This is a genomic window from Clostridium sp. UBA5712, assembly GCF_002419845.1.
Classification (GTDB): domain Bacteria; phylum Bacillota; class Clostridia; order Clostridiales; family Clostridiaceae; genus Clostridium_J; species Clostridium_J sulfidigenes.
Window position 1 is genome coordinate 349825 of sequence record NZ_DIGW01000017.1, and the last position, 13242, is coordinate 363066.

General features: G+C 29.5%; 11 protein-coding genes. 2 read left to right on the forward strand and 9 right to left on the reverse strand.

Annotation, left to right across the window (positions count from 1 at the left end):
• Positions 1-65: 65 nt before the first annotated feature.
• From B3B03_RS17705 to B3B03_RS17725, 5 genes are all read right to left on the reverse strand, one after another.
• Complete coding sequence (locus B3B03_RS17705) at positions 66-662, reverse strand: FMN-dependent NADH-azoreductase (RefSeq protein WP_346877969.1); 597 nt, start codon at positions 660-662, stop codon at positions 66-68.
• A gap of 83 nt (positions 663-745) precedes the next feature.
• Entirely contained in the window at positions 746-1459 is a 714-nt protein-coding gene (locus B3B03_RS17710; RefSeq protein WP_346877970.1) for a pirin family protein, read from the reverse strand.
• Between the two features lie 50 nt (positions 1460-1509).
• On the reverse strand, positions 1510-1953 hold the full coding sequence (locus tag B3B03_RS17715) for a MarR family transcriptional regulator (protein WP_346877971.1): 444 nt from the start codon (positions 1951-1953) through the stop codon (positions 1510-1512).
• Positions 1954-2056: 103 nt separating this feature from the next.
• Entirely contained in the window at positions 2057-2737 is a 681-nt protein-coding gene (locus B3B03_RS17720) for a DNA alkylation repair protein (protein ID WP_346877972.1), read from the reverse strand.
• A 187-nt stretch (positions 2738-2924) separates the two neighbouring features.
• Complete coding sequence (locus B3B03_RS17725; RefSeq protein ID WP_346849098.1) at positions 2925-4652, reverse strand: oleate hydratase; 1728 nt, start codon at positions 4650-4652, stop codon at positions 2925-2927.
• A gap of 273 nt (positions 4653-4925) precedes the next feature.
• On the opposite strand from B3B03_RS17725, the gene B3B03_RS17730 reads away from it, so the two are divergent.
• On the forward strand, positions 4926-6125 hold the full coding sequence (locus tag B3B03_RS17730) for a DUF2812 domain-containing protein (protein WP_346877973.1): 1200 nt from the start codon (positions 4926-4928) through the stop codon (positions 6123-6125).
• A 120-nt stretch (positions 6126-6245) separates the two neighbouring features.
• On the opposite strand, the gene B3B03_RS17735 is transcribed toward B3B03_RS17730, so the two are convergent.
• Positions 6246-6734: a hypothetical protein gene (locus tag B3B03_RS17735; protein ID WP_346877974.1), complete on the reverse strand. Its 489-nt coding sequence runs from the start codon at positions 6732-6734 to the stop codon at positions 6246-6248.
• Positions 6735-6736: 2 nt separating this feature from the next.
• Complete coding sequence (locus B3B03_RS17740) at positions 6737-6889, reverse strand: hypothetical protein (protein WP_346877975.1); 153 nt, start codon at positions 6887-6889, stop codon at positions 6737-6739.
• Positions 6890-7164: 275 nt separating this feature from the next.
• On the opposite strand from B3B03_RS17740, the gene B3B03_RS17745 reads away from it, so the two are divergent.
• On the forward strand, positions 7165-7941 hold the full coding sequence (locus tag B3B03_RS17745; RefSeq protein WP_346849102.1) for an SDR family NAD(P)-dependent oxidoreductase: 777 nt from the start codon (positions 7165-7167) through the stop codon (positions 7939-7941).
• A 103-nt stretch (positions 7942-8044) separates the two neighbouring features.
• On the opposite strand, the gene B3B03_RS17750 is transcribed toward B3B03_RS17745, so the two are convergent.
• Entirely contained in the window at positions 8045-9445 is a 1401-nt protein-coding gene (locus tag B3B03_RS17750) for an MATE family efflux transporter (protein WP_346849103.1), read from the reverse strand.
• 326 nt (positions 9446-9771) lie between these two features.
• The gene (locus B3B03_RS17755) at positions 9772-13095 is read right to left on the reverse strand and encodes a DEAD/DEAH box helicase (RefSeq protein ID WP_346877976.1); all 3324 of its coding nucleotides are present in this window, start codon (positions 13093-13095) and stop codon (positions 9772-9774) included.
• Positions 13096-13242: the final 147 nt, after the last annotated feature.

Sequence of the window (13242 nt, forward strand, 5' to 3'; positions counted from 1 at the left end):
TTATTAATATTTAATCCATATAAAAAAGCCATAAAACTAATTATGGCTTTTTAACACATATAATTTTAAAACAACTTGGCAGTATCCTTAGCTACTTTTATTCCTTGTTCAATTTTCCCTTCAACATCTGCTCCAACAACATCTAAACTTTCTACAGCAATAGTCTTCATATCTTGAATTCCAAAGAATCCTAGGATTGTTCTTAAATATCTATCCCCCATTTCATATGGTGCATCCCCATATTCTCCTCCTCTAGATACAATGTGTACAGCTTTTTTATCCTTTAAAAGTCCAACTGGCCCTTCTGCTGTGTACTTAAATGTTATTCCTGTAACACTTACATAATCTATATAAGCTTTTAAAATTGCAGGAATACTTAAATTCCACATTGGTGCTGCAATTACATATTTATCTGCTTCTGCAAATTGATATGCATATTTTAGAATTGGATGCTTCCTACTTTCTTCATTTTTAGCTCCAAATATTTCTCCTAAATCCTCTGGTTTTAGAAAATCTATATTTTCTTTATATAGATCTAAAGTAATTATTTCATCATTAGGATTACTACTTTTATACTCCTCTATAAAACTATCCGATACCTTAAAAGTTCTTGATTCTCCATCCTTCTTAATATTTGCTTTAATGTATAATACTTTACTCATATCTTTCTCTCCTTTGTTATCTTGTATATATCATCACACAAGACATAATTTTATTTTTGTTCTTAAATTTTATATTGTAGTTATCATATATATAGTGCTTCTGTTTTATTCATTTCTATTACAATTAAATGTGAGTTTTCATTAGCTTTAATTTTAATGTTTTCTTCAACTATTTCTAAGGCATCTTGTTCATTTAAATGCACATTATTAATTTCTGAGTTACCTTCAATTTGTACTAAGTATGCCTGTCTTCCTTTATTTACATTAAAGTATATCTCTTTATCCCTTTCTAAATAAGTTGTATACACATTTATATCTTGATGAACATTTATAGGTACATCCTTTAAAGTGCCAGATACCATGTGGAGCCAATTGTTGGTTCTATCTCTCCAATTAAATCTATAATCTCCGTAATTAGGTTTATATCCTTTCTTATCAGGCATAATCCATATTTGAAGAATCCTTAAATCCTCATTGCTATGATTAAATTCACTGTGGTATACTCCTGTGCCAGCACTCATATATTGCATTTGACCTCTCTCTAAGCTTCCAATATTACCCATACTATCTCCATGAGTTAATTCTCCTCTTACAATGTAAGTTATAATCTCCATGTCATTATGAGGATGAGTGTCAAATCCTGAATTAGCCTTCATAACCTCATCATTTAGTACCCTAAGCACACCAAAATTAATATTTGTTGGTTTAAAATACTCTGCAAAAGAAAAATGAAAATTTCCTTTTAACCATCCGTAGTTACTTTTCCCCATGTTATTACTATCTATTCTCTTTAACATAACAACCTCCATTTTATCACTAATTAGTGATATATTTTTATAAAAACTCTTTACAAGTTTTTAAATTTCTTTAATATACTTTTTAACATAATTTTTTCTTCATCCGTTAAAACACTAAAAATTCTACTAATATTTTTAATATGCTTTGGAAAAATGTCTTCAATAATTTTTCTTCCCCTATCTGTTATAGAGATTATAGCAACTCTTTTATCTTCTGGATCTATAATCTTTTTTACTAATCCTTCCTTCTCTAAATTTTTTATAACCACAGTTATATTACCAGAGGTAGTTAATATTTTTTCTATTAACTCATATATTTTTAAGTCTCCCTTATTGTATAAGGCCTCTAAAACTCCAAACTGAGCAACAGTAAGTCCAGTTTCCTTTATAGTTTGAAACTCCCTTTTATGAATTTCATGCTCTGCTCTAGTAAATACGACTAAAGTTGATAGGTCTAAGTTATTTTCTTCAATTAATTTCTTTATATCTTTCATAATCTAAATTTATCACTAATTAGTGATAATGTCAACAAACAAAAATAAGATTTAAAAATTTATATTTTAAGGATAATAACCTTATTAATAATAGTAATATATATTAACTCGTCATCAATCTTCTTCTAGTTTCTTCATCAACCTTCTCTAAAGCGTACCTAAAAGCTACTCGTGGCATAATATTTTTATTCTTTAATAGATACTCATATACCTTATCCTGTTCAACCTGTGACAGCACTTTTAACATCCAGCCATACCCTTTCAATACGAGATGATGTTCATCTTTCATAAGCATATCTGAAATCAGGTAAGGATTGATTCCATGATACTTATCTTTTTTAATAGGATAAATTAAGATAACAGCAGCTGCACGCCTCACAAAAAAGCTTGGATGATTTGTCCAAATTATCACATATTTAAATAGTTCATTATTTTGACTTAATAATTCTCCAAAGGCATGGGTGCAAAAATCATCACAATCTCCCCAGCCTGTAACATACTTCTTTAACCAACTTTCAAATACGAAAAATGTGTCAGTATTATACTGATTCCTAACTCTATAAGCCCAATCATATGCAATAACCCCTAATTCCCATTTATGTTCATCAAGTAATTGTTCACATATATTAAAAATATTATCAATACTTTTATCTTCTATAGTTTTATATAGCTTTGATGAAAACGCTCTAACTTTACTGGTAGTTAGACCATTTTCTTTTGATAACCCTTTAAAATAATGCTTTGCTATTAAGATAATATCATTCACTCGTATCACTACTTTCATATAAAATAAATTCTCTCGTCCCAGTCTCATTCCTTTATTTTATTGTATAGGATATTAATACCATATTCAAATATAAATATATTAACATAAAAAACTAGTAGCTTCAGCACAAATGAAGCTACTAGTTTTTTTGACTTAGTGGAAGTTTTTATCCATAATAACCATTAATGAACTATGGATAATCTGTTTATCTATAAGAAGTTTTTAAAGCTTCTTTTAGTATCCTAGGATTCTTTTTATATGGAGTTACCGGACAGATTTTCTTATTCTTCACTTTGAATAAAGTATATACTGCAATTCTTGCTGCACGTACTGAATATTCTTCAGTAAATACCATGTCCTCTGGTATTTCAACGAATTGACTAATCATAGCAAAGTTAGTTGATCCTTCTGGTACAACCTTTGGTCGATCAGACATCTTACGAGGTTGGAATTGAGAATCTATATAAGGCATCATGCATGGAATAACATTCACCACATCTTCCATAATTTCATCTATCTGATCTTCTAAATGTAAATGATGTAAAAGTTCTATTAACATTTCTTCACCAGTACAGTCTCGCATTGGTTTCTTTACATAATCTCCAACTTTATCTGTATATAACCCATAACCCCAGAAAATAGTTGTATCCATTGTTTGAGCTTTAAAGTGTGGTTGAGCTGCAACTACAATACTCATTAACCAATTAGAATCTTTAAAAGTCATCAAAGCACCACTACCTGGAATATTAGTAGAAATCTGCTCTATTAATTTTAATAGTTTATTTCCTTTACAAGTTACAGTGAAGCTTTCCCAGTTAGTTTCATCCGGATGATTAAAGAAAGGATCCGGATTACCAAGTCCTGGTTTTTTATTAGCAACTTTTCTCCAAAGCTCACCTGAGATTGGAGCACTAGGGTCAAAAGCTGCCGGTGTATGAAGATCACCTAAAGTTGCACTATCAGTCATACAACCATTAGTCATGATACAAACATCACCTTCATTTAGTTCAATAACTCTTTCTCCATTTCCATCTTCTACATGAATAGCTGTTACTGTAATTTCATTACCTGGTCTAAAATCTAAATCTGTTACCGTTGCATTTATACTAAAATCAACTCCATGTTCATCTAGATATGCCTTTATTGGTAAAATCACAGATTCATATTGGTTATATGGTGTACGAGTAACTCCTTCTAGTGTTTCTATACGAGAGAATTCAAAAATCATACGATTCATATAACGCTTTAATTCAAACAGACTAGACCATTTTTGGAAAGCAAAGGTTGTTTGCCACATATACCAGAAGTTAGTCTCAAAGAAATGAGGGGTATGACTAAACCATTGCTCTATAGTCATATCATCTAAACTTTCTTCTGGAGTAATCATTAATTTACCAAGAGCCATACGATCTTCATTGTTGAATCCCATGCTTTTTACATCTTGAATTACACCATACTTATCTACTAAACGAGCTTGAGCATGAGTTGGATGTAAATGGTCAAAGTTAAGTATTTCTTCTGTAACACTTTTACCTACCATATCTAAAGATGGAATGCTTGAAAATAGTTCCCAAAAATTTTCATAAGTTTCTTCATTTAGCATTCTACCACCACGACATAGGAAACCATTTTGTACATCTCCAGCACCATCATTGCTACCACCAAGAATTTGCATTCCCTCTATAATATGAATGTTTTCGCCTTTAAAATTACAGTCTCGTACAAGATAAGCTGCTCCTGCTAAAGAAGCTAAACCTCCTCCAACAAAGTAAACTTGTTTTCCTGAATGATCTATATATTCAATTTCCGTCTCTTGACTTTGTGATTTGTTCTTAAGTTTTTTAGCTCCTAAAGTAGCTATTGTTGCTGCCCCTGCTATAGCTCCTATAGCCACTAAAGGATTTATGCTACTTTTATTTGATTTTTTACTCATAATAATTACCTCAACTTTCTAGTTAAATTAATTAATGAAGATTGCTTATTTATTATTATAGTTTAATACAATTAAAATGTAATTATACAGATTTACTTATTTGTCTAAAAAAGTATTAAGAAATTTGAAATAATAAATGTACATTTCATAAACTCATAATTTTTTAAGAACAATAATAGACTTTCATTAACTTTAGATTAACTTCTATCAAATTTACTGGTATAATTTATTTAATATGTAATATATTATTCATGTTTTTAGGAGAATTTAATTTTGAGTAAATCTGTTCATAAATTTAAACCAGGCTCTCCTTGGAAAATTGGTGTTACCGAAAGCTGGCTTAATTCCATGGCTAAAAGAGGACTTTTCATAGAAAAAATGGGGAAATATTTCGCCAAATTTAATAAAGATGAACCTAGGGATATGTACTATAGAATAGAAATGTCTAAGGAAAAGGATGAATTGGGAGAAGAACAAATTAGAATGTATAAAGCTCGTGGATGGGAATATGTTACAAACTATAACAATTTTCATATTTTCTCATCACCCTATGAATTCAATACCACAGAGGTTCATATTATCCCCGAAGAATATGCACAGCTATTAAAACCCTTTTATAAAAAAGCTTTAACACAACTTCTTATTTCTTTTGCAATTCTATTTGCATTTTATGCAGTTATCCCTATGTTTATTGATAAAAGATACGTTAGTGTTTTAGTAAATATGAGTTTTCTAGAACTTCTTTCCCAATTAATAATTATTTCAACCTTTATTAATGGATTGTTTGAAATTATATATATAGGCAAACTTAGAAAGTGCCTTTTACAAGGAACTTCTGTGGATCATAATGCACCTTGGAAGTCTAATTATATAGTATCTATTTTTATTAGTTCTTGTCTAATTCTACTTTCAATAACTTTAGTAGTTTTAACCTTCACATCATTGTTTACAGGTTATGATGATGAAAAAACTATTCCTGATGATACGACTTCCATGGCAATTATAAGACTAAAGGAAATAGAAAACTCAGAAACCTTAGAAGAAACTCCAATTTCCACTTCTGAGGAAGTTAATTATGAACGTCACTACAATTTGAAAAAAACCTTTTTTGCTCCATTAAAGTATACTAGTTTTGAAATGGGGGCTATAATGACTAATCCTACTACAACCTATTTAAAATCTCATGATGCTATACTAAATAATGAAGTATATCAAGTAAGATTTAAATCCATGTCCCAAAAACTACTCTTAGAATTATGGGAGGATGGTGATGACTCAAGAACGGATGATACTACGCCTCCTATTTTACATGATGATGAGCTAGATCTTTTAATTGTTCATAAAACAAGTGATGGATACGAAATCTATGCTTGTAAAGGAAAAGGTGTTATCCGTGTGATATATACTGGTAAAGAAAATGTAAATAAGATAATACCATTGATAAAACAAAAGATTTCTTTAATATCAGAATAGAATTATATAATGAATTTTCTATGTTAGTATAACTGTAATAATATAAATAAGGACTATATGGAAATTAACTAAGATTTCTAACTTAATTATTTTCATATGTCCCTTATAAACGATTTAATATTAGTCATTATCTACTTTTCTTATCTTAACCTGTTCATCCTCTTCAGTTTTAATTGAAATTTCAATCTTTCCCTTTGCTTTATTTCCTACAAATTTAAATCTATATTTTCCCTCTATTAATTTTATTGTTCTTTCTCCAGTTTTAGTGCCTACTAGTATATCCTCCACCTGTTTTTCTGGACTAATTAAAACCCCTTTAAAATCACCACTTTCAACCTTTGAATCATATTTAATGGTAATTTCACTTTGTCCCTCTGATTCTATATTCCAAATTGTATCTGCTCCTGAAAACTTCCCATATTTAACGGTAATTTCATTTTTAGAACCCGATTCATTCCTACCTACATAGCTATAGCTATCTCCATCTTTTGCAATTTTTTCATTATTATCATAAACATCTGCTTTCCCTGTATCCAATGTACAACCACTAAAACTGCATAATAATAGTATTAAGCAGATTCCTAAAAAAGTTTTATTTTTTAATTTCAATTCTACTCCTCCTTTATATAGTTTTCACTTACACCATAAGTGTTTTTATAACTTTTCATATATTCTTCACCATAACCCCAATATGCTTCCGAATTTATAGCAATATTACTTAAAATACTTTCTTCCTCTACTTTAGCTCTACAAATATTAATCATTCATATTCCTCAAGACTAATGTCTTATACTTGAGAGTATATTAAAATTATAGAATATTTTGTATGATAAATCTACAACTGCATGACAATTAATCTCTCAGATTAGCATAATACTAATTATAAATTAGTATTAAAGCACCTTGTTAAATAATTAATTAATTTACAATATGTTGAAGTTATGCTACTATATTATTATAGCAAGTAAATATCTATTAATAATATTTGTTTATTGATAATGTTTACAAGAGATTTATATTTTAGAAAGGATTTGATGTTATGAACAATTTATTCAATCTTACTGGTAAAGTTGCTATAGTTACAGGTGCTTCTAGTGGACTAGGAGCTGATGCCGCTAGAGCTTATGCTGAATATGGAGCTAGTGTTGCACTACTTGCAAGAAGAAAAGATAAACTTGATAATGTAGTTAAAGAAATTGAAAATAATGGTGGAAAAGCTCTAGCTGTTCAATGTGATGTTGCTAATGAAGAAAGTGTTATAGCAGCAATAGACGAAGTTATTAAGCACTTTGGACAAATTGATATCCTTCTTAATAACGCAGGAGTTGCAACTGCAGGTTCTGTTGAAAACATGTCTGTTGAAGCTTGGGATAAAGTTATGGACATTAACGTTAAGGGAATTTTCTTAATGAGTAAATATGTAGTTCCTCATATGAGAGACAGGAAATATGGTAAAATTGTTAACATAGCTTCTATAAATGCTGTTATTGCAGACAAAGATCCTTCTCTTTTCCGTCACTCCTACAATACTTCTAAAGCAGCTGTTAGAGGCTTAACTATGGGTATGGCTGCAAGCTATATGCAAGATAATATTACAGTTAATTCTATAGGTCCTGGCCTTTTTGAATCTGAGATGACAGAAAATACTCTTTTTAAGCATGAACCTTTTCTTAGAGCTTACAATGCTATTTCTCCTGCTGGAAGACCAGGTAAAAAAGGTGAACTTAATGGAACAATTATTTATCTATCATCAGATGCTTCTAGCTACGTAACTTCTCAACATATTCTTGTTGAAGGTGGTATTTCTATAGTTTAAAAGCTACACGACGTATAATTAAAATATAAAGACTTTTTAATATAAAAAAACTGTTAACATACTATTATGCTAACAGTTTTTTCATTTATCTAAGTTGAGAAACTTAAATGGCCTCTCCCATAACTTCTCCATCTTCTGAGTTAGGATTATCTAACTTCTTTATTTCATGTTTAAAGATAAAGTTAGTGATTATAACAGATATAAAATCACTAGTTGGCCCCGCCAACCATACTCCTGTTAATCCAAGAGTTTCTCCATTAGGAAGTGGTATCAAAGGAAGAATTATAATACATGGTATTAAAAGTATTACTTGTCTTAATAAACTTAAGAACATGGATTTCTTAGCTTTTCCAATACAAGAGAAGTAATTAGTTCTTATAATCTGCGGCCCTACAAAAATAATCATAGAAAGGAAAATTCTCATTCCATACTTTGTTATTGAAAGTAGATGTGGATCTGAGTTAAATGACTTTACTAAAACTCCTGGAATAAGTTCTACCATTAAAAATCCTATGGTAGCAATAATTAAAGCTGCTATTTGAGGATACTTTATAGCCTCCTTAACTCTATCATATTTTTTAGCTCCATAATTATATCCAATAATAGGCTGTACTCCTTGATTTAATCCAAAAATCGGCATAAGAATTATCATAGTTATGCTACTTATTATAGTCATTGCTCCTATGGCTAAATCTCCACCATAACTCCTTAAAGCATTGTTTGATATTACTTGAACTATACTTGCAGCAATTTGCATACTAAATGGCGACATACCTATAGCAAATATAGCTAGTATCAACTTTTTTTCTAGCTTAAAGTTTTTAACTTTAACTCTAAGATTAGCATTTCCCCTTAAAAAGAAACTTACTCCCCATATAGCTGAAGCAATTTGAGCTATTACTGTGGCTATAGCTCCTCCTTTAACTCCCATTCCTAATGTAAATATAAATATTGGGTCAAGAATTATATTTGTAATTGCACCTATAAGCATAGATGCCATGGCTATATTAGGACTTCCACTAGCTCTTATGGTATGGTTAAGTCCAAAACTTAACATGTTAAATATAGTACCTATAAATATAATCTGCATGTATTCTTCAGCATATACTAGGGTGTTTGAACTAGCTCCAAACATTCTTAGTATATCCTTTCCCCAGATTAATCCTATAGCTGTTATAGCTAAACTAATGATTATAATTAAAGTAAAAGCATTTCCTAGAATCTTCTCTGCTTCTTCTTTCTTATTTTGCCCTAATCTAATGGAAATAGTAGTAGCAGTACCTATTCCAACTAACATACCAAAGCCTAATATAATAGTTGATATTGGCATAGTTACTCCAATACCTGTAATTGCTAAATTTCCTACCTCTGGAATGTGTCCTATAAACATTCTATCTATAATATTATATAGTGCGTTAACCAACATCCCAATGATGGCTGGTATAGAAAACTTAAGTAATAATTTTGTGATTTTTTCTTCACCTAGTGCATTTTGTCTACCCATGTAGTATCTCCCTTCTAAATTAAATTGTCTATTTAAGTACTAATGCAAGGTTAGAAAAATCTTAACCTTGCAAAATACATCTTAATATATTTATTACATAACATATAATTATGGCTAAGATAATTCTTAACCTTTAAATTCTCATGTTGTAAACTTTAAGTACCTTATATCTAAACACTATTCTTCACAATATAATTATACTTCATATCCCTTATATTTTCAATGACTTATTTCGACAAGCTAAAAATTTCATTATCTAAATATAATTAATTGGTAATTATCTTCTTAAAATACGCTGTAGTAAACACTTTTCATATAGAATTTCATTATGAAAATAACTCTTCTAGTTCCTTTTCATTCATAGAAGATAAGGTCAATTCCGTATGTTCTTCTCCATCTATTACTTTATCTATGATTTCTTTTTTCTTTTCTTGTATATTGTAAATTTTCTCCTCTATAGTTCCCTTGGCTATAAGTTTTATTACCTCCACAGTATTCTTTTGTCCAATTCTATGAGCTCTATCTTCAGCCTGTTCTTCCACTGCTGGATTCCACCATGGATCAAAATGTATTACCATATCAGCTGATGTAAGATTAATTCCTGTTCCCCCAGCCTTTAAAGAAATTAAAAATACTGATGATTCCCCCTCATTAAACTCTTTAACTAAATTCATCCTATCTTTAGATGGAACAGAACCATCTAAATACATAGTGTTTATGCCCTTTTTATTTAACTTTTCTCTTATACTCCCTAGAATTGTAGTAAACTGAGAAAATAATAGTACCTTATGATTATTCTCTAAAGCTTCTTCTAAAATATCATAAAGAGCATGATACTTTCCACTATCACCTTTATAATTTTCTATAAAGGAAGCGGGATCACAACAAATTTGTCTAAGTCTAGTAATAAGTGACAGTATCTTCATCCTACTTTTGTTAAAGCCTTTTTCCTTTATTTCCTGCTCCATCTCTTCTTTATAGGCATCTACATAAGAATAGTATAGTTTTTTCTGTTCTGAAGTCATGTCCACCACTATTTTATGTTCTATCTTTGGTGGTAGTTCAAGAGCTACATCCCTTTTAAATCTTCTTAAAATAAATGGTTTTATAAGCTTCAATAATTCCTCTAAAGCTTTATCATCCTTTTCTTTTACTATAGGCAATTCAAAGTTTTTATTAAACTTTCCATGGGTTTTTAAATATCCAGGCATTATAAAATCAAAAATAGACCAAAGTTCTGTAAGTGAGTTCTCTATTGGTGTTCCTGTCATAGCAAATTTACTCTTAGCTTGAATTGACTTCACAGATTCTGCATTTAAAGAAGTTGGATTCTTAATATATTGTGCTTCATCGATAATACAAATATCAAATTTCATCTTCTCATAATATTCAAAATCCCTCCTTATTAATGCATAAGACGTAATTATTACATCGTACTCCTCTATGTTTTCTATTAATATTTCTCGCTCTGCTTTATTTCCACTTACAGCTACAATCCTTAGACCCTTAGAAAATTTTTCAAATTCCATAACCCAGTTATAAACTAATGAAGTGGGACATACAATTAGTGCCTTATTTCTCAAATTTCCTTCTTGTTTTTCTGAATTTATAAATGTTATAGCTTGAAGGGTTTTACCAAGTCCCATCTCATCTCCTAGAATTCCACCAAATCCACATTGAGATAAGGTCTTAAACCACTTAAATCCAATTTCTTGATAAGTTCTTAATACTTCACCTTGTTCTTCTGGAACCTTATATTCATTACTTTTTACATCTTTTATATTATCTATAAGATTTTTAAAGCCTTTATTTCTTGTAACAAAATTCAATGCCCCCTTATTGATCTTTTCATCTATATATAAGGATGCATACTTAGGTATTTCTACACTTCCACTAGCTAACTTTGAAATTGATATATCAAAGTTATCAATAACAGAATAAATATCTTTAAATTCACTTCCCTGAAGTGGAATTATAGAACCATTCTTTAGTTTATAGTATTTTTTCTTCTGTTTAACTGAAGTTAAAGTTGCCTTCAATTCTTCTTTAGAAATTCCTTCAATATTAAAATTAAACTCTAAAAGATCTGAATCATTTAATCTAATGCTAGAATTAAAGGATTTAGGCGTTAATATTTTTATCTCCTTAAAGCTATCAGAGTAGTAAACCTCTCCTACCTCAGCTAATTCCTCCACACCATAGGTTAAAAACTCTACTAATTCATCTTCATTTTCAATATAAAAACTTTTATCTATATTTTTAAATCCAAGTCCATTAAGCTTCTCTATAGTCTTTCTTTCCTTCACTAAATCTCTAATAATTATATCTTCACTAATATCTTCAGATACGCCCACTTCTTTTTCATTTAATAATTGTTGATTTTCTTCTTTGATATTTTTACTTTCATTTTCTAAATTATAATAAAAGCTTTCTTCTCCATAATTAAACTTCACATCACAAGTTACTCTATCTTTATCCTTATCTAAGTAAAATTCTGTTACTAAAGGCTCCTCCTTTATAAGTTCCTTTACACTTTCATCTTTAATAACAATGGGGCTTATACTCTTTAATTTAGGTAGAAGAAAATTTGCCACATCATTAATACTACTTTTTTTAAAGGATATAGTATTATTTTTTGATTTCATAAATGCTCTATGAAGTGGAGTAAAATCACTTTTTTCCTTTTCAGACAATAGATATAAAGTATTATTTAAATAATAAAGTCCTGTATTCTCACAAATGGCCTGTGAGATTTCACCATTCATATCTATATTTAGATTTTCTCCCTTCATAAACATATAAAAACTAGTAGGCATGTTTCCTAATGAAACAGTTATATCTTTATAATGCTCTCCCTTATAATCTAAATTGATAGTCTTCCCATTTTTAATGGTTAGAATATTTTTAAGTTGTCCTTCTGAAAGAAATACCCTTTTCCCACTAAAGAATACAGAACGAATAGTATATACCCTATTCATTACTTCTAAATTTAAATCATAAATTTCCTTTATAATATTCATGATTTCTTGATCCTTATCTTTAAACATATATTTAGTGTTATTATACTGAAGCTCTTTTCCAAAATTAATAGTTCCACCACTTGTATACATGCACTCCATAAGTTCACGAATATTTTTTACCACATATAATCTACTAGTTCCTATCTTTAACTCTAAATAAAAACTTTTTTTCTTACTTCCGTAGTGCTCATCCTCTACCACTAAGGTAATATCCATATTTAGAGGTTCTTTCTTAACTCCTCTAATAGCCTTGTCAAAGGTACTTTTATAGGTTTCAAGAAGCTCTTCTTCTCCAGACTTAGGAATATTTATACCCCTGCCTCTTACACCTTCCTTATTTAACTTTATAAGTACAGCTCCTACATGCTTACACATATGATATTGACTAAAAGCTTCACAACTACAGTTGGGATATAATTTAAAATTTTTATTATTTATAAGTACACTAGTTTTATAATTATTTACATCATATGCTGACTGTACTATGGCTGTAACTGATAATATATTTATAGAGTTTTCATTGATCCTTATACTTCTAACTTTATTTCTAAGGTACATATCCATGGCTCTATTAAAAATAACATTTCCACATATATCCTTTATCTCTCTCAACTCTAAATCAAACTTCATTCTCACAATTCTCCTAATTAAAATTTCTTCCTTTTTCAATAAATTTACTCTACCTTTTATTATATACCTTTTTACATCTTTATAGCGCATTTATTTTAAAGTAATTCACCTTTTCTATAATTTCCAACTATAAAAGAAATATGAACT